Origin of the sequence: Frigidibacter sp. MR17.24 (genome assembly GCF_037095655.1) — a bacterium.
Lineage (GTDB): Bacteria > Pseudomonadota > Alphaproteobacteria > Rhodobacterales > Rhodobacteraceae > Frigidibacter.
In genome coordinates this window covers 246,748-273,229 of record NZ_JBAWKE010000002.1, presented here as the reverse complement: position 1 = coordinate 273,229, position 26,482 = coordinate 246,748, and the positions used below count along the sequence as shown (strand labels likewise).

30 protein-coding genes, 1 tRNA gene, 1 pseudogene and 1 riboswitch are annotated in these 26,482 nt (G+C 69.2%); of the genes and pseudogenes, 26 read left to right on the top strand and 6 right to left on the bottom strand.

What is annotated here, in order from left to right; genetic code table 11:
• Window positions 1–61 precede the first annotated feature (61 nt).
• Entirely contained in the window at window positions 62–508 is a 447-nt protein-coding gene (locus V8J39_RS08515; RefSeq protein WP_336460464.1) for a hypothetical protein, read from the bottom strand.
• 46 nt (window positions 509–554) lie between these two features.
• On the bottom strand, window positions 555–1,556 hold the full coding sequence (locus V8J39_RS08510) for a glycosyltransferase family 2 protein (protein WP_336460463.1): 1,002 nt from the start codon (window positions 1,554–1,556) through the stop codon (window positions 555–557).
• A 431-nt stretch (window positions 1,557–1,987) separates the two neighbouring features.
• Between V8J39_RS08510 and rpsL the strand changes: the two genes are divergently transcribed.
• The 15 genes and pseudogenes from rpsL to V8J39_RS08435 all read left to right on the top strand — a co-directional run bounded on the left by rpsL (window position 1,988) and on the right by V8J39_RS08435 (window position 12,189).
• Window positions 1,988–2,359: a 30S ribosomal protein S12 gene (gene rpsL / locus V8J39_RS08505; RefSeq protein WP_010399029.1), complete on the top strand. Its 372-nt coding sequence runs from the start codon at window positions 1,988–1,990 to the stop codon at window positions 2,357–2,359.
• A gap of 11 nt (window positions 2,360–2,370) precedes the next feature.
• Window positions 2,371–2,841, top strand: a complete 471-nt coding sequence (gene rpsG / locus V8J39_RS08500) for a 30S ribosomal protein S7 (RefSeq protein WP_336460462.1) — start codon at window positions 2,371–2,373, stop codon at window positions 2,839–2,841.
• A 24-nt stretch (window positions 2,842–2,865) separates the two neighbouring features.
• Window positions 2,866–4,989: an elongation factor G gene (gene fusA, locus V8J39_RS08495; RefSeq protein ID WP_336460461.1), complete on the top strand. Its 2,124-nt coding sequence runs from the start codon at window positions 2,866–2,868 to the stop codon at window positions 4,987–4,989.
• A gap of 90 nt (window positions 4,990–5,079) precedes the next feature.
• Window positions 5,080–6,255 (top strand): elongation factor Tu, encoded by a 1,176-nt coding sequence (gene tuf / locus V8J39_RS08490; protein WP_336460460.1) that lies wholly within the window; start codon window positions 5,080–5,082, stop codon window positions 6,253–6,255.
• Window positions 6,256–6,467: 212 nt separating this feature from the next.
• Window positions 6,468–6,776, top strand: a complete 309-nt coding sequence (gene rpsJ, locus V8J39_RS08485; RefSeq protein ID WP_035714301.1) for a 30S ribosomal protein S10 — start codon at window positions 6,468–6,470, stop codon at window positions 6,774–6,776.
• 10 nt (window positions 6,777–6,786) lie between these two features.
• Window positions 6,787–7,647 carry a 50S ribosomal protein L3 gene (rplC, locus tag V8J39_RS08480; RefSeq protein ID WP_336461179.1) on the top strand — a complete coding sequence of 287 codons (861 nt, stop codon included), beginning with the start codon at window positions 6,787–6,789 and terminating at the stop codon, window positions 7,645–7,647.
• Window positions 7,644–8,264 (top strand): 50S ribosomal protein L4, encoded by a 621-nt coding sequence (rplD, locus tag V8J39_RS08475; protein WP_336460459.1) that lies wholly within the window; start codon window positions 7,644–7,646, stop codon window positions 8,262–8,264. Before rplC ends, rplD begins: the two co-directional genes overlap by 4 nt.
• Window positions 8,261–8,557, top strand: coding sequence for a 50S ribosomal protein L23 (locus V8J39_RS08470; protein WP_336460458.1), 297 nt, complete (start codon window positions 8,261–8,263; stop codon window positions 8,555–8,557). Before rplD ends, V8J39_RS08470 begins: the two co-directional genes overlap by 4 nt.
• A 135-nt stretch (window positions 8,558–8,692) precedes the next feature.
• On the top strand, window positions 8,693–9,532 hold the full coding sequence (gene rplB / locus V8J39_RS08465; protein ID WP_336460457.1) for a 50S ribosomal protein L2: 840 nt from the start codon (window positions 8,693–8,695) through the stop codon (window positions 9,530–9,532).
• 2 nt (window positions 9,533–9,534) lie between these two features.
• Complete coding sequence (gene rpsS / locus V8J39_RS08460; protein WP_336460456.1) at window positions 9,535–9,813, top strand: 30S ribosomal protein S19; 279 nt, start codon at window positions 9,535–9,537, stop codon at window positions 9,811–9,813.
• Between the two features lie 3 nt (window positions 9,814–9,816).
• Complete coding sequence (gene rplV / locus V8J39_RS08455) at window positions 9,817–10,206, top strand: 50S ribosomal protein L22 (protein WP_336460455.1); 390 nt, start codon at window positions 9,817–9,819, stop codon at window positions 10,204–10,206.
• Window positions 10,206–10,919, top strand: a complete 714-nt coding sequence (gene rpsC / locus V8J39_RS08450) for a 30S ribosomal protein S3 (RefSeq protein WP_336460454.1) — start codon at window positions 10,206–10,208, stop codon at window positions 10,917–10,919. Before rplV ends, rpsC begins: the two co-directional genes overlap by 1 nt.
• A gap of 13 nt (window positions 10,920–10,932) precedes the next feature.
• Entirely contained in the window at window positions 10,933–11,346 is a 414-nt protein-coding gene (gene rplP / locus V8J39_RS08445; RefSeq protein WP_336460453.1) for a 50S ribosomal protein L16, read from the top strand.
• 158 nt (window positions 11,347–11,504) lie between these two features.
• A pseudogene (locus tag V8J39_RS08440) lies at window positions 11,505–11,594 on the top strand (hypothetical protein); the annotation flags it as partial.
• Between the two features lie 370 nt (window positions 11,595–11,964).
• Window positions 11,965–12,189, top strand: a complete 225-nt coding sequence (locus tag V8J39_RS08435) for a hypothetical protein (RefSeq protein WP_336460452.1) — start codon at window positions 11,965–11,967, stop codon at window positions 12,187–12,189.
• Between the two features lie 87 nt (window positions 12,190–12,276).
• Here V8J39_RS08435 and V8J39_RS08430 read toward each other — a convergent pair whose 3' ends face one another.
• Window positions 12,277–13,158, bottom strand: coding sequence for a hypothetical protein (locus V8J39_RS08430; RefSeq protein WP_336460451.1), 882 nt, complete (start codon window positions 13,156–13,158; stop codon window positions 12,277–12,279).
• Window positions 13,159–13,244: 86 nt separating this feature from the next.
• Between V8J39_RS08430 and V8J39_RS08425 the strand changes: the two genes are divergently transcribed.
• Both V8J39_RS08425 and fdhA read left to right on the top strand, forming a co-directional pair.
• Window positions 13,245–13,320: transfer RNA gene (locus tag V8J39_RS08425), tRNA-Trp, on the top strand.
• Between the two features lie 259 nt (window positions 13,321–13,579).
• Window positions 13,580–14,764, top strand: a complete 1,185-nt coding sequence (gene fdhA / locus V8J39_RS08420) for a formaldehyde dehydrogenase, glutathione-independent (RefSeq protein ID WP_336460450.1) — start codon at window positions 13,580–13,582, stop codon at window positions 14,762–14,764.
• 59 nt (window positions 14,765–14,823) lie between these two features.
• On the opposite strand, the gene V8J39_RS08415 is transcribed toward fdhA, so the two are convergent.
• The gene (locus V8J39_RS08415) at window positions 14,824–15,501 is read right to left on the bottom strand and encodes a class I SAM-dependent methyltransferase (protein WP_336460449.1); all 678 of its coding nucleotides are present in this window, start codon (window positions 15,499–15,501) and stop codon (window positions 14,824–14,826) included.
• A 223-nt stretch (window positions 15,502–15,724) separates the two neighbouring features.
• The gene (guaB, locus tag V8J39_RS08410) at window positions 15,725–17,173 is read right to left on the bottom strand and encodes an IMP dehydrogenase (RefSeq protein ID WP_336460448.1); all 1,449 of its coding nucleotides are present in this window, start codon (window positions 17,171–17,173) and stop codon (window positions 15,725–15,727) included.
• Between the two features lie 233 nt (window positions 17,174–17,406).
• Here guaB and V8J39_RS08405 point away from each other — a divergent pair, with 233 nt between their 5' ends.
• From V8J39_RS08405 to ureG, 7 genes are all read left to right on the top strand, one after another.
• On the top strand, window positions 17,407–19,224 hold the full coding sequence (locus tag V8J39_RS08405) for a caspase family protein (RefSeq protein ID WP_336460447.1): 1,818 nt from the start codon (window positions 17,407–17,409) through the stop codon (window positions 19,222–19,224).
• Between the two features lie 111 nt (window positions 19,225–19,335).
• Window positions 19,336–20,295: an agmatinase gene (gene speB / locus V8J39_RS08400; protein WP_336460446.1), complete on the top strand. Its 960-nt coding sequence runs from the start codon at window positions 19,336–19,338 to the stop codon at window positions 20,293–20,295.
• A 147-nt stretch (window positions 20,296–20,442) separates the two neighbouring features.
• On the top strand, window positions 20,443–20,754 hold the full coding sequence (locus V8J39_RS08395; protein WP_336460445.1) for a hypothetical protein: 312 nt from the start codon (window positions 20,443–20,445) through the stop codon (window positions 20,752–20,754).
• A gap of 151 nt (window positions 20,755–20,905) precedes the next feature.
• Window positions 20,906–21,124 carry a hypothetical protein gene (locus V8J39_RS08390; protein WP_336460444.1) on the top strand — a complete coding sequence of 73 codons (219 nt, stop codon included), beginning with the start codon at window positions 20,906–20,908 and terminating at the stop codon, window positions 21,122–21,124.
• 172 nt (window positions 21,125–21,296) lie between these two features.
• Window positions 21,297–21,899 (top strand): urease accessory protein UreE, encoded by a 603-nt coding sequence (ureE, locus tag V8J39_RS08385; RefSeq protein ID WP_336460443.1) that lies wholly within the window; start codon window positions 21,297–21,299, stop codon window positions 21,897–21,899.
• Entirely contained in the window at window positions 21,883–22,548 is a 666-nt protein-coding gene (locus V8J39_RS08380; protein ID WP_336460442.1) for an urease accessory protein UreF, read from the top strand. The genes ureE and V8J39_RS08380 overlap by 17 nt, the downstream gene beginning before the upstream one ends.
• A gap of 28 nt (window positions 22,549–22,576) precedes the next feature.
• Window positions 22,577–23,188: an urease accessory protein UreG gene (gene ureG / locus V8J39_RS08375; RefSeq protein ID WP_336460441.1), complete on the top strand. Its 612-nt coding sequence runs from the start codon at window positions 22,577–22,579 to the stop codon at window positions 23,186–23,188.
• Between the two features lie 10 nt (window positions 23,189–23,198).
• Here the strand turns inward: ureG and V8J39_RS08370 are convergent, their stop codons facing one another.
• Entirely contained in the window at window positions 23,199–23,855 is a 657-nt protein-coding gene (locus V8J39_RS08370; protein WP_336460440.1) for a TenA family protein, read from the bottom strand.
• Window positions 23,856–23,958: 103 nt separating this feature from the next.
• A riboswitch (TPP riboswitch) is annotated at window positions 23,959–24,061 on the bottom strand.
• Between the two features lie 122 nt (window positions 24,062–24,183).
• Here V8J39_RS08370 and V8J39_RS08365 point away from each other — a divergent pair.
• Both V8J39_RS08365 and V8J39_RS08360 read left to right on the top strand, forming a co-directional pair.
• Window positions 24,184–25,314: an SPFH domain-containing protein gene (locus tag V8J39_RS08365; RefSeq protein WP_336461178.1), complete on the top strand. Its 1,131-nt coding sequence runs from the start codon at window positions 24,184–24,186 to the stop codon at window positions 25,312–25,314.
• Between the two features lie 10 nt (window positions 25,315–25,324).
• Window positions 25,325–26,446, top strand: a complete 1,122-nt coding sequence (locus tag V8J39_RS08360; RefSeq protein WP_336460439.1) for a primosomal protein N' (replication factor Y) - superfamily II helicase — start codon at window positions 25,325–25,327, stop codon at window positions 26,444–26,446.
• Window positions 26,447–26,482: the final 36 nt, after the last annotated feature.

Here is a 26,482-nt window from a genome sequence, read left to right as displayed (position 1 = left end):
TTGAAAAACGAAAGGCCCCGCGCAGTGCGCGGGGCCTTCTTTCTTGCCGGGTGGGGCCGGATCAGTTGTTCAGCAGGGCGCTGGCCAGCCCGACGACGGCGACGATCTTCATGGTCTGGTCGTCGACCCGCACCACGCGGTCGTCGATGACGCGGTAGTGCTGGTGCGCCGGCGGCTTGGGCAGGCGGCTGTTGCGGGCCTGCTGCACCTCGCGCCCGCCGCGGCCGCTGTCGCCGATCTTCGGCTCGTGCCCGCCCGGGCGCTGCTTGGGGGCGGCCTGGGCGTGCGTGTCGTGCGCCTGGCCCTTGGCGTCGCCCTTCTGCTGGCCCTTGGCCTGGCCCTGCGGCGCGTGCTGCTGGCAGGCGGCGCTGCGGTCGTCCGGGGCGCAGGGCGCCTGCTTGCCGGCCGCCAGCACGGGCGAGCCCGCGATCAGCGCGACGCCGAGCGAGAGGCCGACGGCAAGGGCCCCGGCAAGGGCACGGCGGGGGAGGGAGGTGTGGGAGGGCATTGTGTAAACTCCTGTGGCAACCCGGTTCGGCCGGGTCTTGCAGGGTTCAACGCGGCGCGCCGGCAGTTCCGTCGGCCGAAGCGGCGGCGATCTCGGCCTGCCAACGCGGATCCGCTTCGGCGGGCGCGCCGCTCCGGGCGGCCAGTCGGGCGATGTAGTCGGCGCAGCACAGGTGGTGCAGGCGCCGGACGAAGGGCAGGGCCATCGCCTCGGCATGCAGGCTGTCGAAGGCCGCGGCGTAGCGCGCGGCCGACAGGTCCTGGCCCTCGTTGCGGTTGTAGCGGTCGTAGAAGGCGTCGGTGTAGCGATCCTTGCGTGCCGCGGGGGACAGCGTGCCGCGCTTGAGGTCGAAGTTCTCGTCGGCGCGGATCATGTAGTGGTTCAGCTGTGCGCGGCGGAAGCTGTGCAAGCCCTGGGCCGAATGGCGCTGGTACGGTCCCTGTGGCGTGAAGTTCGGCAGCGCCACCTCGTCGGTGTTGACCCAGAACCGGTCGGGCGGCACCGCGGGGCCCTGATAGCCCTTGGGGCCATGGGCATCGAGCGCGGCGAACAGCTCTGGCCGGCGGAAGATCGATTTCACCCAAGCCGAGGCCGGGTGGGACTTCCAGGCGCAGCGGGTGAACTGGCGATGGACGAGCCCGCTCTCGTGCCGGGCGCGACCCGAGGTGCCGAAGACCCGCCAGTTCACGGCCATGCCCAGATAGGGCGGGTCGGGGCGCAACAGGTCGGTGATGTGTCCCGCACCCTCGTGGATCACCAGGAACTCGTCGCAGTCGCACACGAGGATCCAGTCCGCGCGGCGCACCAGCGGATGGCGCGCGGCCCGGCGAAGCTTCGCGCGCAGGGGCATCGCGTCGGGTGGCAGGACATGGGGCAGGTGCGTGACCCAGCCCGCGGCCTGAAGCGCGTCGAGAAGCTGCGGCGAGTGGTCGGTGCAGTCGTTGGTGACGATCAGGATGTCGGTGAAGCCCAGCATCCGGTACCAGGTCACCCATTCGACGATGAAGGCCCCCTCGTTCATCATCGAGGCCAGGACGAGGGTTTTCACGCGGGCGGACTTCTCGGGCTGCGGCGGGGCTGGCGCGGAGCCTAGCGGCGTCCCCGGCCCCGGGCAAGCTGGGGCGGGCAAGCCGGGGCGGGCAAGCCGGCAGCGTCCCCGGGCCCGGGCGCCCGGGGCGGGCAGGGGGGTGCTGTTGACAACCCCCGCGACTCCACCTATACGGCGCGCACTCGTGGGGCAGGGGGTACTCTGCCCGCGGGAATCGCTGCGGGCTTTCGTCCGCGGTTTTCAGACTTGAAGTGGTCAAGATCCGGGCCTTACCCGCCCCGATCCTCTGGAATTCCACCGCGTCGCCCCCGCGAAGGGGACGAATGCGGTTTTGGTGTTTTGCGGACGCGCAAGGCGCATCGACATTACCTGCCCCCGGAAGCCGCGCGGACGCACGCGGATGAACGGGCCGCAACGAGAAGGCGAGCTTTATGCCGACGATCCAGCAGCTGATCCGCAAACCGCGGCAGCCCAAGGTGCAGCGCTCCAAATCGCAGCACCTCCAATCCTGCCCGCAGAAACGCGGCGTGTGCACCCGCGTGTACACCACCACCCCGAAGAAGCCGAACTCCGCTATGCGGAAGGTCGCCAAGGTCCGCCTGACCAACGGCTTCGAGGTGATCAGCTACATCCCCGGCGAAAAGCACAACCTTCAGGAGCACTCGGTGGTCCTGATCCGTGGCGGCCGGGTGAAAGACCTTCCGGGTGTCCGTTACCACATCCTGCGCGGTGTGCTGGATACCCAGGGCGTCAAAGACCGTCGTCAGCGTCGTTCGAAATACGGCGCCAAGCGTCCGAAGTGAGGAACTGAGATATGTCGCGTCGTCACGCAGCAGAAAAACGCGAAGTCCTGCCGGATGCAAAGTTCGGCGACCGCGTCGTCACCAAATTCATGAACAACCTCATGGTCGACGGCAAGAAGTCCGTCGCCGAGACCATCGTGTACTCGGCCTTCGACCGCGTTCAGTCGCGCCTCAAGCGCGAGCCGATCGAGGTGTTCCACGAAGCCCTCGACAACGTGAAGCCTTCGGTCGAAGTGCGCTCGCGTCGTGTGGGCGGCGCCACCTACCAGGTGCCGGTCGAGGTTCGCATGGAGCGCCGTGAAGCGCTCGCGATCCGCTGGCTGATCACCGCCGCCAAGAACCGCAACGAGAACACGATGGAAGAGCGCCTCGCGGGCGAGCTGCTCGACGCCGTGAACTCGCGTGGCTCCGCGGTGAAGAAGCGCGAAGACACCCACAAGATGGCCGACGCGAACAAAGCGTTCAGCCATTACCGCTGGTAACCTTTCAGCCTGAGGACCCTCCCAATGGCACGCGACTACCCCCTGCAGCGTTACCGCAACTTCGGGATCATGGCCCACATCGACGCGGGCAAGACCACGACGACCGAGCGGATCCTGTATTACACCGGCAAGTCCCACAAGATCGGCGAAGTCCACGACGGCGCCGCGACGATGGACTGGATGGAGCAGGAGCAGGAGCGTGGCATCACGATCACCTCCGCTGCCACCACCACCTTCTGGCAGCGTCAGGAGGATCCGACGGCTGAAGGCACTTCGGACACGAAGTTCCGCTTCAACATCATCGACACCCCCGGACACGTGGACTTCACCATCGAAGTCGAGCGTTCGCTGGCGGTGCTCGATGGTGCTGTCTGCCTTCTCGACGCCAACGCCGGCGTCGAGCCGCAGACGGAAACCGTCTGGCGCCAGGCCGACCGCTACAAGGTTCCGCGGATCGTGTTCGTCAACAAGATGGACAAGATCGGCGCCGACTTCTTCAAATGCGTGAAGATGATCAAGGACCGCACCGGCGCGACCCCGTGCCCGATCGCCCTGCCGATCGGTGCCGAGGACAAGCTGGAAGGCATCATCGACCTCGTGAAGATGGAAGAGTGGGTGTACCTGGGTGAAGACCTGGGCGCCTCCTGGAAGCGCCAGCCGATCCGCGAAGAACTCAAGGCGGAAGCTGACGAGTGGCGCGCGAACATGATCGAGATCGCCGTCGAGATGGACGACGACGCGATGGAGCAGTACCTCGAGGGCAACGAGCCCGACGAGGCGACGCTGCGCAAGCTGCTGCGCAAGGGCACCCTGTCGATGAGCTTCGTTCCGGTCCTGGCCGGCTCGGCGTTCAAGAACAAGGGCGTCCAGCCGCTGCTGAACGCGGTCATCGACTACCTGCCGTCGCCGCTCGACGTGCCCGCCTACATGGGCTTCGCCCCGGGCGACGAGTCGGAAGAGCGCAACATCGCCCGTTCGGCCGATGACGCGCAGCCCTTCGCGGGCCTGGCGTTCAAGATCATGAACGACCCCTTCGTGGGCTCGCTCACCTTCACCCGGATCTACTCGGGCGTCCTCAAGAAGGGCGACCAGCTCTCGAACTCGACCAAGGGTCGGAAAGAGCGCGTCGGCCGGATGATGATGATGCACGCCATCAACCGGGAAGAGATCGAGGAAGCCTTCGCGGGCGACATCATCGCGCTGGCCGGTCTGAAAGAGACCACCACCGGTGACACGCTCTGCGATCCGTCGAACGCCGTGGTTCTCGAAACCATGACCTTCCCGGAGCCGGTGATCGAGATCGCCGTGGAACCGAAGTCGAAGGCCGACCAGGAGAAGATGGGCCTCGCCCTCGCTCGCCTGGCTGCCGAAGACCCGTCGTTCCGCGTCGAGACCGACCTGGAATCGGGCCAGACCATCATGAAGGGCATGGGCGAACTTCACCTCGACATCCTCGTCGACCGCATGCGTCGCGAGTTCAAGGTCGAGGCGAACATCGGTGCCCCGCAGGTGGCCTACCGCGAGACCATCTCGCGCGCCGCGGAAATCGACTACACGCACAAGAAGCAGACCGGTGGTACCGGCCAGTTCGCGCGCGTGAAGCTGATGATCGACCCGACCGAACCGGGCGAGGGCTACTCGTTCGAATCCAAGGTCGTCGGCGGCTCGGTGCCGAAGGAATACATCCCCGGCGTCGAGAAGGGCATCAAGTCGGTCATGGACTCGGGTCCGCTCGCCGGCTTCCCGGTGATCGACTTCAAGGTCGCGCTGATCGACGGCGCCTTCCACGACGTCGACTCGTCGGTGCTGGCGTTCGAGATCGCCTCGCGGGCCGCGATGCGCGAGGGCCTGCGCAAGGCCGGCGCGAAGCTGCTCGAGCCGATCATGAAGGTGGAAGTCGTCACCCCCGAGGAATACACCGGTTCGATCATCGGTGACCTGACCTCGCGGCGCGGCATGGTGACCGGCCAGGAAGCCCGCGGCAACGCCAACGCGATCAACGCGATGGTGCCGCTGGCCAACATGTTCGGCTACATCAACAACCTGCGCTCGATGTCCTCGGGCCGGGCCGTGTTCACGATGCTCTTCGACCACTACGATCCGGTCCCGCAGAACATCTCGGACGAGATCCAGAAGAAATACGCCTAAGCGTTGTGCGCCCCGAAAGGGGCGCACTTGCCGCATTCGGGCCGCCCCCCAGCAGGGCAGGGCGGCCCGCGACAGATACAGGAGGCCGGAATGGCAAAGGCAAAGTTTGAACGGACGAAACCGCACGTCAACATCGGGACGATCGGCCACGTCGACCACGGCAAGACGACGCTGACGGCGGCGATCACGAAGTTCTTCGGCGATTTCAAGGCCTACGACCAGATCGACGCGGCGCCGGAAGAGAAGGCTCGCGGGATCACGATCTCGACCGCGCACGTGGAATACGAGACCGAGACGCGCCACTACGCGCACGTCGACTGCCCCGGCCACGCCGACTACGTGAAGAACATGATCACGGGTGCGGCGCAGATGGACGGCGCGATCCTGGTGGTGAACGCGGCCGACGGCCCGATGCCGCAGACGCGCGAGCACATCCTGCTCGGCCGTCAGGTGGGCATCCCCTACATGGTCGTGTACCTCAACAAGGTCGACCAGGTGGATGACGAAGAGCTGCTGGAGCTGGTCGAGATGGAAGTGCGCGAGCTTCTGTCGTCCTACGACTACCCCGGCGACGACATCCCGATCGTGAAGGGCTCGGCTCTGGCCGCTCTGGAAGGCCGTGACGAGGAAATCGGCGAGAAGTCGATCCGCGCGCTGCTGGCCGCGGTCGACGACTACATCCCGACCCCCGAGCGCGCCGTCGACCAGCCGTTCCTGATGCCGATCGAAGACGTGTTCTCGATCTCGGGCCGCGGCACCGTTGTGACCGGCCGCGTCGAGCGTGGCGTGATCAACGTCGGCGACGAAGTCGAGATCGTGGGCATCAAGGCGACGCAGAAGTCGACCTGCACCGGCGTCGAGATGTTCCGCAAGCTGCTGGATCGCGGGGAAGCGGGCGACAACGTCGGCATCCTGCTGCGCGGCATCGACCGTGACGGCGTGGAGCGTGGTCAGGTGCTGTGCAAGCCGAAGTCGGTCAACCCGCACACCCAGTTCGAGGCCGAGGCCTACATCCTGACCAAGGAAGAAGGCGGCCGTCACACGCCGTTCTTCGCGAACTACCGCCCGCAGTTCTACTTCCGCACCACCGACGTCACCGGCACCGTGAAGCTGCCGGAAGGCACCGAGATGGTGATGCCGGGCGACAACCTGAAGTTCGAGGTCGAGCTGATCGCCCCGATCGCGATGGAAGAGAAGCTGCGCTTCGCCATCCGTGAAGGCGGCCGCACCGTCGGCGCCGGCGTCGTCTCGAAAATCATCAAGTAAGAGCGTCAGCTCTGAATCGATGCGGCGCCAGGGGGAAACCCCGGGCGCCTTTCTTCAAATGCGGGGAATTTTCGGTGCGCCGATGATTCCCGCTTGATTAGTCGGGGGATGCGTCGTAGACGCGCGCGTTCCCTATCGAACGACGGTTCGACGCAGACCGGACATGAGGTCCGGCCCGCCTCTCAACCGGGCCCTCCTGCAGAGGCAATCTGATGCAAGGCACCAACATCCGCATCCGGCTGAAGGCCTTCGATTACCGCGTGCTCGATGCCAGCACCCAGGAAATCGTCAACACCGCGAAGCGTACCGGCGCGACCGTCCGTGGTCCGATCCCGCTTCCGAACAAGATCGAGAAATTCACGGTTCTCCGTGGTCCGCACATCGACAAGAAGTCGCGCGACCAGTGGGAGATCCGGACGCACAAGCGTCTCCTGGACATCGTCGATCCGACCCCGCAGACCGTGGACGCGCTGATGAAGCTCGACCTCGCCGCCGGCGTCGACGTCGAGATCAAGGTCTGAGGAGGCACACATCATGCGTTCTGGTGTTATCGCCAAGAAGCTGGGCATGACCCGGCTGTTCCTCGAGGATGGCAAGCAGGTCCCGGTGACCGTGCTGCAACTCGAAAACCTGCAGGTCGTGGCGCAGCGCACGGCCGAGCGTGACGGCTACACCGCCGTTCAGCTCGGCGCCGGCACCGCCAAGGCCAAGCGCACCACCGCCGCCATGCGCGGCCACTTCGCCAAGGCGAACGTGGCGCCGAAGCGCAAGATCGCGGAATTCCGCGTCTCGGCCGAGAACCTGATCGAAGTGGGCGAGGAAATCATCGCCGACCACTACTTCGCGGGCCAGTTCGTCGACGTCGCCGGTACCTCGATCGGTAAGGGCTTCGCCGGTGCGATGAAGCGTCACAACTTCGGCGGTCTGCGTGCATCGCACGGTGTGTCGATCTCGCACCGTTCGCACGGTTCGACCGGCCAGTGCCAGGACCCCGGCAAGGTGTTCAAGGGCAAGAAGATGGCCGGCCACCTCGGTGCCGTGCGCGTCACCACCCAGAACATCCAGGTCGTCAAGACCGACAGCGACCGTGGCCTGATCATGGTCAAGGGTTCGGTCCCGGGTTCGAAGGGTGGCTGGGTCACGATCAAGGACGCGGTGAAGAAGCCGACGCCCGACAACGTCATCCTGCCGGGCGCGCTGCGTTCGGCCGCCGACGAAGCCAAGCGCGTCGCCGAGGAAGCCGCTGCCGCTGCCGCCGCCGAGGCTGAAGCCGCCGCCGCCGCCGCCGCGGAGGCCCAGGCTGCCGCCGAGGCCGCCGCTCTCGCGGAAGCCGAAGCCTCGATCGCCGCCGACAAGGCCGACGATGCAGCTCCGGAAGGGGAAGACAAATGAAACTCGACGTGATCAAGCTCGATGCCGGCAAGGCCGGCACCATCGATCTCGCGGACGAGATCTTCGGTCTGGAACCGCGCGCCGACATCCTTCACCGCGTTGTCCGCTGGCAGCGTGCGAAGGCCCAGGCCGGCACCCACTCGGTGCTCGGCAAGTCGGACGTGTCCTACTCGACCAAGAAGATCTATCGCCAGAAAGGCACCGGCGGCGCCCGCCACGGTTCCCGCAAGGCCCCGATCTTCCGCAAGGGCGGCGTCTACAAGGGCCCGACCCCGCGGTCGCACGCCCATGACCTGCCCAAGAAGTTCCGTGCCCTCGGCCTGCGCCACGCGCTGTCCGCCAAGGCCGGTGCCGGCAACCTCGTCATCCTCGACGAGGCGGTGATGGCCGAGGCCAAGACCAAGCTGCTGGCGAAGACCGCCAAGGAGCTGGGCTGGAAGCGCGTCCTGATCATCGACGGCGCCGAGGTGAACGAGAACTTCGCCAAGGCCGCCCGCAACATCGAAGGCATCGACCTGCTGCCGACGATGGGCGCCAACGTCTATGACATCCTCAAGCGTGATCTTCTCGTGATCACCAAGGCGGGTGTCGAAGCTCTGGAGGCTCGCCTGAAATGAGCGTGAAACCCGAACATTACGACGTGATCGTCAAGCCGATCATCACCGAGAAGGCCACCATGGCCTCCGAGGCGAACGCGGTGGTCTTCCAGGTCCGCAAGGACGCTGCGAAGCCGGCGATCAAGGAAGCGGTCGAGGCGCTGTTCGGCGTCAAGGTGAAGGCGGTCAACACCACCATCACCAAGGGCAAGACCAAGCGGTTCCGCGGTCAGCCCGGCGTCCGTTCCGACGTGAAGAAGGCCTATGTGACCCTCGAGGAGGGGAACACTATCGACGTGGCCACCGGCCTCTGATAGGAAGCGCCGACTCGTGCGGCCCCGGTCATTCCGGGGCCGCCGATCATTTGCGGGGCAGGGGGTTTCGCCTGGTCCGCAGCTACTGGCAACCGGGCCCGAAAGGGCTCATGAAGCAGACGGAAGACAGAGAGCATGGCACTCAAGTCGTATAAACCGACGACGCCTGGCCAGCGTGGGCTGGTTCTGATCGACCGTTCGGAGCTTTGGAAAGGACGCCCCGTCAAAGCCCTCACCGAGGGTCTGACGAAGAACGGCGGCCGGAACAACACCGGACGGATCACCGCGTTCCGCATTGGCGGCGGCGCGAAGCGTCTCTACCGGATCGTGGATTTCAAGCGTCGCAAGTTCGACGTCGCCGCGACCGTGGAGCGGATCGAATATGACCCGAACCGCACCGCGTTCATCGCGCTGATCAAGTACGAGGACGGCGAGCTCGCCTACATCCTCGCGCCCCAGCGTCTCGCCATCGGTGACAAGGTCATCGCCGGCGCGAAGACCGACGTGAAGCCCGGCAACGCGATGCCCTTCTCGGGCATGCCGATCGGCACGATCGTGCACAACGTCGAGCTGAAGCCCGGCAAGGGCGGCCAGCTGGCCCGTGCCGCCGGCACCTACGCCCAGTTCGTCGGCCGTGACGGTGGCTACGCCCAGGTCCGCCTGTCGTCGGGCGAACTGCGCATGGTCCGCCAGGAATGCATGGCGACGATCGGTGCGGTGTCGAACGCCGACCACTCGAACCAGAACCTCGGCAAGGCAGGCCGGACCCGTCACCTGGGCAAGCGCCCGGCGGTCCGCGGTGTCGCGATGAACCCGATCGACCACCCGCACGGCGGTGGTGAAGGCCGCACCTCGGGTGGCCGTACCCCGGTTACCCCGTGGGGCAAGGACACCAAGGGCAAGCGCACCCGCACCAACAAGGCGACGGACAAGTACATCGTCCGCTCGCGTCACGCTCGCAAGAAGGGTCGCTGATAATGGCACGTTCTGTCTGGAAAGGCCCCTTCGTCGACGCCTACGTCCTCAAGAAGGCCGAGAAGGCCCGCGAGTCGGGCAAGAGCGACGTGATCAAGATCTGGTCGCGCCGGTCCACCATCCTGCCGCAGTTCGTCGGGCTGACCTTCGCCGTCTACAACGGCCAGAAGCACATCCCGGTCGCGGTCACCGAAGAGATGATCGGTCAGAAGTTCGGCGAGTACTCGCCCACCCGCACCTACTACGGGCATGCGGCCGACAAGAAAGCCAAGAGGAAGTAAGCCATGGGTAAGGAAAAGAATCCGCGCCGCGTGGCGGACAACGAAGCGCAGGCGATCGCCCGCATGCTTCGCACCTCGCCGCAGAAGCTGAACCTCGTTGCGGCGATGATCCGCGGCAAGAAGGTCGAGAAGGCCCTGGCCGACCTCACCTTCTCGAAGCGCCGCATCGCCGGTGACGTGAAGAAGTGCCTGCAGTCGGCGATCGCCAATGCCGAGAACAACCACAACCTGGACGTCGACACGCTGGTCGTCGCCGAGGCCTGGGTCGGCAAGAACCTGGTCATGAAGCGCGGTCGCCCGCGTGCCCGTGGCCGCTATGGCAAGATCATGAAGCCGTTCTCGGAACTGACGATCAAGGTGCGTCAGGTCGAAGCCGTCGGGGAGCAAGCGTAATGGGACAGAAGGTCAACCCGATCGGGATGCGCCTCCAGGTCAACCGCACCTGGGACAGCCGCTGGTACGCCGACTCGAAAGACTACGGCAACCTGCTGCTCGAAGACCTGAAGATGCGCGACTTCATCCATGAAGAGTGCAAGCAGGCCGGCGTCAGCCGCGTCGTGATCGAACGCCCCCACAAGAAGTGCCGTGTGACCATTCACACCGCGCGTCCGGGCGTCATCATCGGCAAGAAGGGTGCGGACATCGAGACGCTTCGCAAGAAGCTCGCGAACTTCACCGCCTCGGAACTGCACCTGAACATCGTCGAAGTCCGCAAGCCCGAGCTCGACTCGCAGCTGGTGGCCGAGTCGATCGCCCAGCAGCTCGAGCGCCGCGTGTCCTTCCGTCGCGCCATGAAGCGCGCCGTGCAGAACGCGATGCGCATGGGTGCCCTCGGCATCCGCGTCAACGTGTCGGGCCGTCTCGGCGGCGCCGAGATCGCGCGGATCGAATGGTACCGCGAGGGCCGCGTCCCGCTGCACACGCTGCGTGCCGACATCGACTATGCGCTGTCGGAAGCTTCGACCCCCTACGGGATCATCGGCGTCAAGGTCTGGATCTTCAAAGGCGAGATCATGGAACACGACCCGCAGGCCCGTGACCGCCGTCAGGCCGAGGCCCAGGAGGGTGCTGCCCCCCGTGGTCCGCGCCGCGACCGCGACCGCTGAGGAGTAAAGGACCATGCTGCAACCGAAACGGACGAAGTTCCGCAAACAGCACAAGGGCCGGATCCACGGCGAGGCCAAGGGCGGCTTCCTGCTGAACTTCGGCTCCTTCGCCCTCAAGGCGACCGAGCCGGAGCGTGTGACCGCCCGCCAGATCGAAGCGGCCCGCCGCGCGATCACCCGCCACATGAAGCGTCAGGGCCGGGTCTGGATCCGGATCTTCCCGGACGTTCCGGTCACCTCGAAGCCGACCGAAGTCCGGATGGGTAAAGGTAAAGGCTCCGTGGACTTCTGGGCGGCCAAGGTGAAGCCGGGCCGGATCATGTTCGAGATCGACGGCGTCGCCGAGCCGATCGCGCGCGAGGCCCTGCGCCTCGGCGCGAACAAGCTGCCGGTGACCACCCGCATCGTGGCGCGCGAAGACTGGTAATCCCGGTCGCACGTCGCTGAACAGGGCAGGGGCCCCGACCGCCGGTCGGGGCCCCTGTCCGTTTCGGACCGAGGTCCTTTCGGTTGTGGACCCGGCCAGTTGACGCGTCTGATCGCTTGTGACGATCCGCTCGGGTCTGATGAGATCCATAGGCANCCCCGATCGCGATGGAAGAGAAGCTGCGCTTCGCCATCCGTGAAGGCGGCCGCACCGTCGGCGCCGGCGTCGTCTCGAAAATCATCAAGTAAGATCCGCTTCGGATCTGCGATGGATCGGGCCGCCCCTCGGGGCGGCCCTTTTTCGTGCCGCGGGCCTGAACCGGCCGGCTGTGCGCCCGGGACCCGCCACCTCTGCGGATCGGACGGAAGGGCCCGATCTCGCGCCGGATCACGCCGGCGCGACGCGGCGCGGACCCGCCGGCCGGCCCTGCGCGGGCGGCCCGCGACCCTGTCGGGCGACGACACACGTCAAGCGCACGCCGGCGCGACCGGGGCGTGCCCATGGCCGCCTTTGCGCCCCCGACCGCGATCCCTACCTCTCTTGCACCGAAGCATCGACGCTTCCGGGATGCACCGCCGACATCGGGCCGGCCCTGCAGCACGTGGAAAGGATCCAGTCATGAACCGCATCGTTCTCGCCAGCGCCCTTCTCGCCGGTCTCGGCTCTGCCGCCGTGGCGCAGCCGGTCGCGCCGACCCTCTCGCCGATCGAGGAGCAGGAGGTGCACGTGCTGATCGGCAGTGCCGACCTGTCGAACCTCTCGACCGAACAGGTGGTCGAGATCCAGAACGCGCTCTACGGCACCGGCCAGAAGGCCGCGCATATCCGTAGCGCGCTGAACTGAGCGGCCGCTGCCGCCCCCCGCGCGCCAGATTGGACGTGGCGCCGGGGGCGGCTGCAGGACGGCTAAAAGACGGCCGCGCGCAGTGGATCAGCCGTCGCGCGGCGCCTGCGGGAACTGCCAGGCAACCCGGGTGCCGGGCGCGGAGACAAGGCTCTCGACCTGCCGCTCGAAGCGTTCGGCCGGGCAGAGCCCGTCCAGCCGGCGCGCGGCGGCACGCACCAGCGCGATCAGCGCGGCATCGTCGCGTCCTTCGAGCCGCGCGGCGGCCAGCGCCGCGGGCCCGGGCACCGACAGGCACAGGTAGCTCACCGAGGCATCCGGCAGGAACACCAGCGGCTGGAAGTGGTCGGCCAACAGCTCCATCTGTGCCGGCAGCCAGGGCTGGGCGCGGTGCAGGAAGTCCTGCTGCACCACGATCGACCGTCCCGGCTGCAGCGCGGGGAAGAACTGCGCCGCGATGTGGTCGGCCAGCGCCACGCTTTTCGCCGCGTCGATCACCAGCGCCGCCACCGGCTCGTCCGCCGGCCAGCGCCGCCGCATCAGATCGCCGCGGTGGAAGGTCACCCGGTCTTCCCAAGGGGCGAGCAGGCGGCGCGACAGCGACAGCATGTCCTCGCCCTTGAACCGGGCGATTCCGCGGGGATACAGCATCTGCCGCTTCAGCCCCTCGGAGACGGTGAAGAAGTCGTAGGCATGGATCAGCCCCGGCCGCCCCGCTGCGGCATGCCCCGCGGCCAGCCGCGCGGTCGAGCCGCCGACGAAGCAGCCTAGGTCGACGACCTCGCCGCCCTCGGGGAACCGGCGGGCCAGCCAGTGCTCGGTCAGCCAGCGGTAGAAGCGGCCTTCCTCGTCGGTCAGCATGGTCGGGACGGCCAGCGCGGCCGCGGGCGGGGCAGGGGAGTCGCGCCAGGGGCGGCGGGCGAAAAGCGTGGCCGGGTCGGCCGCAGGGTCTGTCATCGGGTCAGTCATCGCGGCGCGATCCTGCGCTATCGCAACGGAAAGGAGAAGCCGCTTGATTTCCCCGCGCGGCTGCCGTAACTCCCCCCTCACGGACTAGGGGTATAGCTCAGTTGGTAGAGCATCGGTCTCCAAAACCGAGGGTCGTGGGTTCGAGTCCCCCTGCCCCTGCCAGTCCGCCTTCCACCAGACATCACCTGCCAGACCGCGCGCCGCGGGGCGCCGCCGCCTGAGGCTGCGCGGGGCCGCGCGCCATCGCTCGCCTCCGGCCGCGGGCCCGTCGATGCGCGTCGCACCGGCGCGCGAAAGCGTCGCCCGGCGACCACGCCCGGCGCGCGCGCCCTGCCACCTTCGCCCCGAAGGCGGTCGGGAGGACCGGCCTGGCGAGGCCGCGCAGCGCGCCGCCCCGCCGAACCCGGAGGAGAACTGGTACATGAGCAGCAACAGAGGCGTGGTCTACACCGGACCCGGCAAGGTCGAGGTGCGCGACATTCCCGACGCGAAGCTCGAGGCGCCCGATGGCCGCCGGATCGAGCATGGCGTCATCCTCAAGGTCATCTCGACCAACATCTGCGGGTCGGACCAGCACATGGTGCGCGGCCGCACCACGGCCGAACCGGGGCTTGTCCTTGGCCACGAGATCACCGGCGAGGTGATCGAGAAGGGCTGCGACGTCGAGATGCTGCAGCTGGGCGACATCGTCTCGGTGCCGTTCAACGTCGCCTGCGGGCGCTGCCGCTGCTGCCGCGAGGGCGACACGGGCGTGTGCCTGACGGTGAACCCGGCGCGGGCGGGCGGTGCCTACGGCTATGTCGACATGGGCGGATGGATCGGTGGTCAGGCGCGCTATGTCACCGTGCCCTATGCCGATTTCAACCTGCTGAAATTCCCCGACCGCGACCGCGCCATGTCGAAGATCCGCGACCTGACGATGCTGTCGGACATCCTGCCCACGGGCTTCCACGGCGCGGTCAAGGCGGGCGTCGGCGTGGGCTCGGTCGTCTATGTCGCGGGCGCGGGCCCGGTGGGGCTGGCGGCCGCCGCCTCGGCCCGCATCCTCGGCGCCGCGGTGGTGATGGTGGGCGATTTCAACAAGGAACGCCTCGCCCATGCCGCCAAGGTCGGGTTCGAACCGGTGGACCTGTCCGCGAGCGACCGGCTGGGCGACATGATCGCGCAGATCACCGGCACGCCGGAAGTCGACGCCGCGATCGACGCCGTGGGCTTCGAGGCGCGCGGCCATTCGGGCGGCGAGCAGCCCGCGATCGTGCTGAACCAGATGATGGAGATCACCCGCGCCGCCGGGTCCATCGGCATCCCCGGCCTCTACGTGACCGAGGATCCGGGCGCCGTCGACGCGGCGGCCAAGCAGGGCAGCCTGTCGATGCGCTTCGGCCTCGGCTGGGCCAAGGCGCAAAGCTTCCACACCGGCCAGACCCCGGTCCTGCAGTACAACCGCCAGCTGATGCAGGCGATCCTGCACGACCGCCTGCCGATCGCCGACATCGTCAACGCGACGATCATCCCGCTCGACCAGGCCGTCGAGGGCTACGAGAGCTTCGACCAGGGCGTGGCGCGCAAGTTCGTGCTGGACCCGCATGGCGGGCTCGCCGCCTGAGCGGCTGCGACGGGGGGCATCCGGCACACCGGGTGCCCTCGCTCAGCGGGTGCCCTCGCTCAGCGGGTGGCGGTGAACAGCACCTGCCCGCGCGGCAGCATCCGGGCCGAGCGCGCGACCTGCCAGCCCGCGCCGCGCGCGATGTGGTGCACGTCGTCCTCCAGCAGGTGGTAGGGTGCGCGCAGGTCGTGGGTGACGACGCCGTCGGGCTGGCGGCAGGGCAGGGCGGCCGCGGCCGCGTCCGGGGCAAGGAACACGGTGAACAGCACCTGCTCCAGCCGTGGGAAGCGGCGCAGGTTCACCAGCGCCCGCCGCAGGTGCGCCATCGGCAGGTGCGGGAAGACCGCGAAGGCGATGGCATGGGTGATCGTGTCCGGAACGCCGGGGAAGGCGAAGGCCGCATCGCCGATCAGCTGCCGCGGATCGAGCCGCGCGGGGTCCTCAAGCTCGGCGCGGTGCCCGGCCAGCAGGATGTCGCGCGAGGCGTCCGTGGCCCAGTAATGCCCGGGCGCGAGATAGGGCACCGCCTTGCATCCCAGCCGCAGCGATCCCGCGCCGATGTCCAGCAGGTGGTGGTCGGGTCGCAGCCCCGCCTCGCGCAGCGCGGCCATCTGCACGCGCCCGGTCTCGTCCCAGCGGCCCCCGACGATGTCGCGGTGCTTTCCGGCGGCGATCGCCGCGTCGTAGAAGCCGGGCGCCTCGTAGGGGGAGGCGTGGGGAGAGGCGCGCTTGGTCATCGCGGGTCCGCAGCAAGGGGTCGGGGCAGGGCGGGGCAGCCCGGCCAATGCCGCTCCGGCGGGGGCGCTGTCAAGCGCCGGGCGCCGCGGGGAGCGGCGGCGAAGGGCGGCCCGCGCGGGGCGGACGGTGGTCGGGAAGACCCGACGGCCCGGGCGCTGAAGCGACGGGGGCCGCGCCGGTCGCCCGGCGCGGCCCCACGCGCTTTGCGGGTGGTCGGGCGGGTCAGCCCAGCCGGTAGTTCGGCGCCTCGCGCGTGATCTGCACGTCGTGCACGTGGCTTTCCTTCAGCCCGGCGCCGGTGATCTTCACGAAGTTGCAGCCGCCGCGCATCTCCGAGACGGTGCGGTTGCCGGTATAGCCCATCGCCGCGCGCAGGCCGCCGACCATCTGGTGCACGACCGTCGCCACCGGGCCCTTGTAGGGGACCTGGCCCTCGATCCCTTCCGGCACCAGCTTGTCCGAGGCCGCGTCCTTCTGGAAGTAGCGGTCGGCCGAGCCGCGCGCCATCGCACCGAGCGAGCCCATGCCGCGATAGCTCTTGAACGAGCGGCCCTGGTACAGGATCACCTCGCCGGGGCTCTCGTCGGTGCCCGCGATCGCCGAGCCGACCATCGCGCAGCTGGCGCCCGCCGCGATCGCCTTGGCGAAATCGCCCGAGAACTTGATGCCGCCATCGGCGATCACCGGGATGTCGCCCGCGGCGCCCGCGGCATCCATCACCGCGGTCAGCTGCGGCACGCCGACGCCGGCGACGATGCGGGTGGTGCAGATCGAGCCCGGGCCGATGCCGACCTTGACCGCATCCGCGCCCGCGCCGATCAGCGCGCGGGTGGCCTCGGCGGTGGCCACGTTGCCCGCGATCACCTGCACCTGGTTCGAGAAGTTCTTGATCCGCTCGACCGCCATCGCGACGCCTTCGCTGTGGCCATGCGCGGTGTCGATCACCACGATGTCCACGCCCGCGTCGATCAGCGCCTTCGACCGCTCGAAGCCCTCGTTGCCCACGGTCGAGGCCGCGGCGACGCGCAGCCGGCCGAGGTCGTCCTTGCAGGCGTTGGGGTTCAGCACCGCCTTCTCGGTGTCCTTCAGCGTCAGCAGGCCGGTGAGCTTGCCCTTGCCGTCGGTCACCAGCAGCTTCTCGATCCGGCGCGCCTTCATCAGCTTCTTGGCTTCCTCGAGATCCGCCGGCTCGGTCAGCATCGCGAGGTTGTCCGAGGTCATCAGCTGCGACACCGGCGTGCGGTCGTCGGTGGCGAAGCGCATGTCGCGGTTGGTCATGATCCCGACCACCAGCCCGCGGCCGTCGACGACCGGGAAGCCGGTGACGCTGTAGCGCTCCTGCAGGGCCTTGGCATCGGCCACGGTCTGGTCGGCGCTGAGCGTGATCGGCTTGTAGACGATGCCGCTTTCGAAGCGCTTCACGCGGCGGACCTCGTCGGCCTGCTGGTCGATCGACAGGTTGCGGTGAACCACGCCGATGCCGCCGGCCTGCGCCATCGCGATCGCCATCCGCGCCTCGGTCACCGTGTCCATCGCCGAGCTGAGCAGCGGGATGTTCATCCGGATCGAGGGGGTGACGAAGGTCGAAGTGTCGGCCTCCGAAGGCAGCACCGAGGATGCTGCCGGAACAAGAAGGACGTCATCGAAGGTGAGCGCCTCGCGAATCTCCATCGGGATACCTCGTCGGGGGAGTGTCGGTTGGCGCTTCCCTGTTTCACGGCGATTCGCGAAGCGCAAGGGCAAAAGTGCCCGTCCGGCCCGATCGCGGGGCCGGGCTTGATCGGACGGTGGCACCGGATGCAATCTTGAGATGCGCGGATCCATTTCGATTCCCGCAGTCCTGTTTCGGGTTCTGTCGTTTTGATGTCAGGTGTTTCATGGTCAAGTCATTGAAAGTGTTGTGCGTGCACGGCCTCGGCGGGCACGAGGGCATCGGCTGGGGCGAGGAATGGCGCGCGGCGGTGACGCCGCTGCTGCCGCCCGGGACGCCGACCGAGTTCCACTATGCCGGCTACGATCCGCTGTTCGCGACGATCGACCTGGGGCCGATCGACACGATCGAGGCCCTGCTGAAGCTGGGCTGGAGCGGGGCGAGCGCGCTGCTGCCGCGGCGGCGCGCCTTCGGTGTCGACGTGCTGTCGGCGCTGGCGCCGGCGCAGCTGCGGCTGACGGCGGGCTATGTCGTCGCCTGGGTCGCCAACGACCAGTTCCGGCGCGAGATCCGCAGGCTGCTGCTCGACCGGCTGCGCGAGACCCAGCCCGACGTGATCCTCGCCCACAGCCTGGGGTCGCTGCTGACCTACGACGCCTTCGCGCATCGCGACGCGGCCGAGCCCGCGGCGGCGGCGGCGCTGGCGCGGGCGCATTACGTCACGCTGGGTTCGCAGCTGGGCAATCCCTTCGTGCGCGGCAACCTGACCCACGGGCGCACGCAGTGGCTGCCGGTGCGGCGCTGGACCCATCTCTACAACGAGCATGACCAGGTCCTGGGCACCACGCTGCAGATCCCCGACGCGCCGCAGTTCCTGCAGGTCGCCACGCCCTTCACCCAGGGCAACGGCCATTCCGCCGCGCTGTATCTCAGCCGCGAGGCGACGGCCGAGGCGCTGTGGCGCCCCGAGGCGATGCGGGCCGCGACCGGGCAGCCCGAGACGCCGGAGGCGGTGCCGATGCTGCGCGCGCTCGAGGTTCCGGCCGAGGCGCGGGCGCCCAAGCGCCGGGCGCTGCTGGTCGGGATCAACGACTACCCGCGCGAGGCCGACCGGCTGGAGGGCTGCGTCAACGACGTCTACACGATCAGCGCGGCGCTGCAGGACTGCGGGTTCCAGCCCGAGGAGATCCGGCTGTGCCTGAACGACCGCGCGACGGCGGCGGGCATTCTCGAGCGGATGGGGTGGCTGTTCGACGGGGCGCGGGCGGGCGACCGGCTGGTGTTCTACTACAGCGGCCACGGCGCGCGGATGCCGCGCTATGGCGCCAGCGGCCAGCCCGAGCGGATGACCGAGATGCTGGTGCCCTGGGACTGCGCCTGGACGCCCGAGACCATCGTCAGCGACGAGCAGATCCACGGGCTTTACAGCCAGCTGCCCTATGACACCCAGGCGCTGATCATGCTCGACTGCTGCCATTCGGGCGGGCTGCACCGCCAGGGCAGCCAGCGCGCCCGCGGCATCGAGCCGCCGGACGACATCCGGCACCGCGCGCTGAAATGGGATGGCGAGACCGAGATGTGGGTGCCGCGGGACTTCCAGCGGATGAACAGCAGCTTCAGCCGGTCGACCCGCGATGCCGCCGCCTTCTTCGGCCGCGACGGCGCGACCGAGCGGCTGTTTCGCGCGACGCCGCTGCGCAACGACAGCTACACCGTCTACGACAAGGCCCAGAAGGCGGCCGACGCCCCGATCGGGCCGTTCCTGCCGATCATCATCGAGGCCTGCAAGGAGGCCGAATTCTCGTACGAATACCGCCATGGCGTGACCAGCTACGGCGCCTTCACCTTCATCGTGGCGAGCCTGCTGCGCACCGTGCCCGGCATCACCTTCCGCCAGCTCGTCGAGATGGCGCGCCAGCGGCTGGCCGATCTCGACTATGCGCAAGAGCCGCAGGTGCTTGGCCCCGGCCACCTGCTCGACCAGCCGATCCCGTTCCGCACCGGCCAGGCGCGCACCATCCGGCGCGATCCCGACAATCCCGGCTCGGCGACGCCGCCGACCTCGGGCTGAGCCGCCGCGCCCGGAGGTGCGACCAGACCCTTGACGGCGGCGCGGGCTTCGGCTCCGCTCCGCCGCGGATCGGGACGGCGGTCGGGCCCGCACCGCAAGGGGAATGACGGCATGGCACATGGCTACGAGGGCGGCAGGCTCGACCTGCCGTTCGTGGGGATCGCGACCTTCGGCAAGCGGCCCTATGTGCAGGACTGGTCGGCGATCGAGGCCGACGCCGCGATCCTCGGCGCGCCGCTCGACATGGGCACCCAGTTCCGGGCCGGCGCCCGCTTCGGGCCGCGCGGCGTGCGCGAGGCCTCGACGCTGTTCTCCTTCGGGCATGCCGGTGCCTACGACCACGAGGACGACGTGACCTATCTTGGCCCCGATGTCCGCATCGTCGACATCGGCGACGCCGACATCGTCCATACCGACACGGAAAAAAGCCACGACAACATCGAGACCGGCGTGCGCGCGATCCTGAAGGCGGGCGCGCTGCCGGTGGTGATCGGCGGCGACCATTCGGTCAACATCCCCTGCATCCGCGCCTTCGAGGGGCAGGGGCCGATCCACATCCTGCAGATCGACGCGCATCTCGACTTCGTCGACGTGCGCCATGGCGTGCGCCACGGCCACGGCAGCCCGATGCGGCGCGCGGCCGAGCAGGACCATGTCACCGGCCTGACCCAGATCGGGATCCGCAACGTCTCGTCGACCGCGCAGGAAGGCTACGAGGCCGCGCGCGCCATGGGGTCGGACATCCTGTCGGTGCGCCAGGTGCGCAGGCTCGGGGCCGAGGGCGTGCTCGCGCGGATTCCGAAGGACGCGCGGCTTTACGTGACGATCGACATCGACGGCTTCTGCCCCTCGATCGCGCCCGGGACCGGCACGCCCTCGCACGGCGGGTTCCTGTACTACGAGGTGCTCGAGATCCTGCAGGGCGCCGCGCGGGCGCACGAGATCGTCGGCATCGACCTTGTCGAGGTCGCGCCCGACTACGATCCCACCGGCTCGACCTCGATCCTCGCGGCGCAGCTGCTGCTGAACCTGCTGGGCTTCGTCTTCGACGCCCGCGCCCGGCGGGGCTGAGCCCGGACCTGCGGCGGGCGCGCCGGCGCCCCCCTGCCACTGCCGCCGTGCCGCCTTGCCGCGGCGCGCCCGGGGCGGCATGATCGCGCCCGAACCGGCCCGCCCGCCCGCGACATCGAGGCCGGAGCATCGCGAGGAGAGCAGACGATGACCCGCAAGATCACCGCGGCCGCGCTGGCCGCAGCACTCGGCCTGTCGGCCTGCGCCCAGAATCCGAACGCCTACGCCGCCGCCGGCCTGCGCGAAGCCGGCCCGGCCGAGGTCGGCGCCTGCACCTACCTGACCGACATCCAGATGACGCCCGGCGTCTACGGCCCGCTGCTGCAGCAGGGCCTGACACGGGCGCGCACCAAGGTGCGCAGCGATGCCGTCGCGGCCGGGGCGAACACGATCGTCTTCGACCAGGTCACCCCGGGCACCCAGGTCTACCTGGTCCATGCCAAGGCCTATCGCTGCTGATCCGGCACATAGGACCCCTTAGCATCAGGTGAACGCCACATACGCGATTGCTGCATGGCGGCATTGCCGAAGCGTCGATTGTGGCGGCCGGACGCGGGGCCTATCTTCGCTGTCAGGGGGGAAACCTTTCAGCGCAAACCGGAGGTTTCCGATGGCTTTTTCGAACACCGCGCAGGCCGGCACCACCGCCGCGCACAATGACGGCTTCATGGCGGCGCTTCGCCGCGGCTTCGTCTCGTACATGGAACGCAAGTCGCGCTCGCAAGAGATCGCGCGCCTGAACGCGATGACCGATGACGAGCTGTCGCAGATGGGCGTGACCCGCGACCGGATCGCGCATTACGTCTTCCGCGACCTCTTCTACGTCTGAGCCTGCCAGGGCAGGACCATGTGACGCGGCCGGTCCGGGGGCAACCCCGCCCGGCCGTTCCGTTTTGGGGCCCATCGCGTTCGGCTCGATCGCGTTCGGAGGGCAGGGCGGGGGCTCTTCCCCTCGGCCCCCGGGCATGGCATCACTTCCCGCGATCCGACCGGAGGGACAGATGCCGCTTCACAGCCACCACATCCACCGCCGCGGCAGCTGGAGCGGAGCGGCCGAGACGGTCAGCCTCGGCTATGACGCGCGCCTGCTGCGCCGCCGCCGCCTGGTGACCGACGCCGGCGAGGAATTCCTCGTCGACCTGGCCGAAACCACCGGCATCGACGACGGCGACGCGTTCCGGCTGTCCGACGGCCGCTTCGTGCAGGTCGCGGCCGCGCCCGAGCGGCTGCTCGCGGTGACCGGCGGCGATCTCGCGCGCTTCGCCTGGCACATCGGCAACCGCCACACCCCCTGCCAGATCGAGCCCGACCGGCTGGTGATCGCCGAAGACCACGTGCTGGCCGCGATGCTGCGCGGTCTCGGCGCGACGGTGACCGAGGTCACCGGGCCGTTCCGCCCCGAGGGGGGGGCCTATGGCCATGGCCGCACCATGGGCCATGCGCACGGGCCAGACGACCACGGCCACGACCACGGCCACGACCATCATCACGATCACGACCATCACCACCACGACCATGGCGGGCACGGGCCGCGCAAGCACGTGCATCACCACGTCGTGCGCGAGGCCGGCGACGACCCCGAGCGTCATGACCGCGGCGACTGACCCGCGGCCCGACCCGGCTGCGGCGCGGATGAGCCTCGTGCAATGGCTGTCGCCCGCGTTCCCGACCGGCGGCTTCGCCTGGTCGCACGGGCTTGAGCGCGCGATTTCCACAGGCGAGGTCGGCTCGGCCCCGGCGCTGCTGACCTGGCTGTCGGACCTGATCGAGCATGGCTCGGGCCGGACCGAGGCGCTGCTGACGGCGCTGGCGCTGCGGCCGGCGGCCGATCACGCGGCGCTGGTCGCCCTGGCGCGCGCGCTGTCGAATTCGGCCGAGCGCCTGGCCGAGACCGAGGCGCAGGGCGCGGCGCTGACCCGCACGCTGAACGCGCTGCAGGGCACCGACCATCCGCCCGCGCCGCTGCCGGTGGCGCTGGGCCGGGCCGCGCAGGGGCTTGGCCTGCCGGTGCCCGAGGTCGTGGGCCTGTCGCTGCATGCCTTCGCCTCGACGCTGGTGCAGGCGGCGGTGCGCTTCGTGCCGCTTGGCCAGACCGAGGGCCAGCAGGTGCTGGCGGCGCTGCACCCGGCGATCGCGCGCACCGCCGCCTGGGCGGCGGGGGCGGGCGAAGAGGATTTCGCCACCTCGGGCTTCGGCGCCGAGATGGCGGCAATGGGACACGAGGGGATGGAGGTGCGGCTGTTTCGCAGCTGACCCGCCCCGAGCAAAGGACGAACGCATCATGGCAAGCCCCAACGGCCCGCTTCGGATCGGCATCGGCGGCCCGGTCGGCGCCGGCAAGACCACGCTGACCGAGCAGCTGTGCCTGGCGCTGCGCGACCGCTTCTCGGTCGCGGTCGTCACCAACGACATCTACACCAGCGAGGATGCCGAGTACCTGATGCGCGCCCAGGCGCTGCCGCTCGAGCGGATCCGCGGCGTCGAGACCGGCGGCTGCCCGCACACGGCGATCCGCGAGGATGCCTCGATCAACCTCGCGGCCATCGCCGACCTGACCGCGAAGATCCCCGATCTCGACATCGTGCTGGTCGAATCGGGCGGCGACAACCTTGCCGCGACCTTCTCGCCGGAACTCGCGGACCTGACGATCTACCTGATCGACACCTGCGCGGGCCAGGACATCCCGCGCAAGAAGGGGCCGGGGGTCACGCGCTCCGACCTGCTGATCGTCAACAAGGTCAGTCTCGCGCCGCATGTCGGCGTCGATGCCGGCCAGCTCGAGGCCGACACCCGCGCCGCCCGCGGCACCCGGCCCTATGTCATGGCCGATCTCAAGCTCGGCCGCGGCGTGGCCGAGGTCGTGGACTTCCTGATCGCCGAGGGCGGGCTCTAGCCCCGCCGCCTCAGTCGTAGGCGGCGTCGAAGAACGCCTGTTCGAGCGCGACGGCCCGGGCGAAAAGGTCGTGGCACAGCGCGGCCTCGGCCGGGCCCACCCGGTCCAGTTCCGCGCGCAGGAAGGCCACGAAGTCGCGGAAGAACGGATTGTCGTGCAGCATGATCCACTCGGCATGCACGAAGTTCGCGGGCAGCGGCGCGGTCGCGCGGCCCGCCCAGTCGAGATACAGCCATTCGGCCACGCACAGCACGCTCAGCGCCCCGGCATAGGACCGGGTGGCGGCCGCCTCGCGCATCAGTCCTTGGAAGCCCGCGGTGGGGGCACTGTCGGGCACGGCGGCGCGCGCGGCCTCGTCCACGCCCAAAGCCTCGAAGGCGCGCAGGAAATAGGTGTTCTCCTCGCCCGAGATCATGCCCGCGAACCGCCCCAGCCTGAGCCGCGCGCCGAAGTCGTCGGACCCCGCGATCGCCGCGCCCAGAAGCGTCAGGAAACTGTCGAGGAAGCGGTGGTCCTGCACGAGATAGGTGGTCATCACCCGGTCCGGCACGGTCCCGGCCAGCAGCTCGGTCACGAAGCGGTGGCCCGCCGCCGCCTCCCAGCCGGCGGCGCTGGCGCGGCGCAGGGTGTCGGTGAAACGCTCGGGCGCGGGCGCGGTGGTGGTCATGGCAGGGCCTTTCCGGTCGGGCGACGGGCACCGGGCCCGCCGCGGGTGGGGCAGGGGGCCGGGCCGGACGGCGGACGGGGGCGATGACGGCGCGCGGCCGGACCCATCCCTTCGCCGGCATGACCCGGATCAGGTTCGAAGGGTCACCGCGCCTCCCGTGACAGGACCTGCGGACTCTCAGCCCCCTGCGGCGGGGCTCCCCTTGGTGGCCCGGTTCTCGCACGGCCCGCGCGCGCTGTCACCCGGATCGTGTCCGGCCGACGGCTGGACCTTGGCCCCGCGATCGGGTTCACTGCGCCGCGGCGACGTTCTGCAAAGGGCCATGACCATGGGCATCCTCGATTTCCTGAGCGGCGAGTTCATCGACGTCATCCACTGGACCGACGACACCCGCGACACGATGGTCTGGCGCTTCGAGCGCGAGGGTCACGCGATCAAGATGGGCGCGAAGCTGACCGTGCGCGAAGGGCAGGCGGCGGTCTTCGTGCACGAGGGCCAGCTTGCCGATGTCTTCGGCCCCGGTCTCTACCAGCTCGAGACCAACAACCTGCCGATCCTGACCACGCTGCAGCACTGGGACCACGGCTTCCGCTCGCCCTTCAAGTCCGAGGTCTATTTCGTCAACACCACGCGGTTCAACGACCTGAAATGGGGCACGAAGAACCCGGTGATGGCGCGCGACCCCGAATTCGGCCCGGTGCGTCTGCGCGCCTTCGGCACCTATTCGATGCGCGTCACCGACCCGGCCGAGTTCCTGCGCGAGATCGTCGGCACCGACGGCGAATTCACCGCCGACGAGATCAGCTTCCAGATCCGCAACGTCATCGTGCAGGAGTTCAGCCGCGTCATCGCAGGCTCGGGCATCCCGGTGCTCGACATGGCGGCGAACACCGCCGATCTCGGCAAGCTGGTGACCACCGCGATCGCGCCCACGATCGCCGCCTACGGCCTGTCGATCCCGGAATTCTACATCGAGAACATCAGCCTGCCCGAAGAGGTCGAAAAGGCGATGGACCGGCGCACCTCGATGGGGATCGTCGGCGACCTCAGCCGCTATACCCAGTTCCAGGCGGCCGAGGCGCTGGGAAACCCGGCCTCGGGCGCGGGCTCGGCGATGGCGGCCGGACTGGGCGCCGGAATGGGAATGGCGATGGGGCAGGCGACGGCCGCCGCGCAGGCGGCCGCCGGGCCCTGGGGGGCCGCGCCCGCGCGTGCCGCCGCGCCGCCCCCGCCGCCGCCGCCCCCGGTCGAGCCGCAGTGGCACATCGCCGAGAACGGCGCGACCCGCGGGCCCTTCGCGCAAAGCCAGCTTGCGGGCATGGCGGCGCAGGGACAGCTGACGCGGGCGAGCCTCGTGTGGTGCGCGGGCATGATCGGCTGGATGGCGGCGGGCGACCTGCCGGCCCTGGCCACCGTCTTCGCCCAGATGCCGCCGCCGCCGCCGCCGCCGGGGGCATGAGCCGCACGCGATGACTGCCGTGCCGCCCCTGCCGGCCCCCGATGCCGATTTCCACGCCCCCTGCACCGCCTGCGGGGCCGACCTGCGCTTCGCGCCGGGCCAGACGGTGCTGGTCTGCGACCATTGCGGCAACCGCCAGGAGATCACCGCCCGGTTCCCCGGACCCTGGAAGCAGGCCCGCACCGGGATCGAGGAGATGGACCTTGCCCGCGGCCTTGCCGACGACCTGCCCGCCGCCAGCCTCGAGCAGCACCGCACCACCAGCTGCCCGAACTGCGGCGCCGTGGTCGAGTTCCCGGGCGCCGAGCATGCCGCCGAATGCCCGTTCTGCGCCACGCCCGTGGTGATCGGCACCGGGCAGGTGCGCCTGATCAAGCCGCAGGCGCTGGTGCCGTTCGAGATCCCCGAGCAGGCCGCGCGCGAGGCGCTGGGCCGATGGCTGAAGTCGCGCTGGTTCGCGCCGAACGGCCTGTCGGACTATGCCCGGCGCGGCCGCAGGCTGACGGGCGTCTACACCCCGTTCTGGACCTTCGATGCCGCCACCGAAAGCGCCTATGCCGGCCAGCGCGGCGATGCCTACTATGTCGCCCGCACCGTCACCGTGAACGGCCAGCGCCGGACCGAGCAGGAGCGGCGCGTCCGCTGGAGCCCGGTGCGGGGCCGGGTCGCGCGGGTCTTCGACGACGTGCTGGTGCCCGCCGGGCGCAGCCACGACGCGGGCCGGATGCGCGCGCTCGAACCCTGGGGGCTGGGCGCGCTGCAGCCCTACCGGCCCGACTGGCTCGCGGGGTTCCTCGCCGAGGGCTACACCGTCGCGCTGGCCGACGGTCACGACCGCGCGCGCGAGATCATGGCCGGGGTGATCGCGGGGGACGTGCGCGCCGCGATCGGCGGCGACGAGCAGCGGGTCGAGCGGATCGACACCCGCCATTCCGCCGAGACCTTCAAGCATGTCCTGCTGCCGGTCTGGACCGCGGCCTACCGCTTCCGCGGTCGCAGCTATGCCTGCGTGATCAACGGCCAGACCGGCCGCGTCGCGGGCGAGCGGCCGTATTCGCCGTGGAAGATCGCGGGCGCCGTCGCGCTGGCGCTCATCGCGCTGGCCCTGGTCGCCTGGCTGCAGGCTCGCTGATGGACGCAGCCGGGCGGTTGCGCTAACACGTCTGCA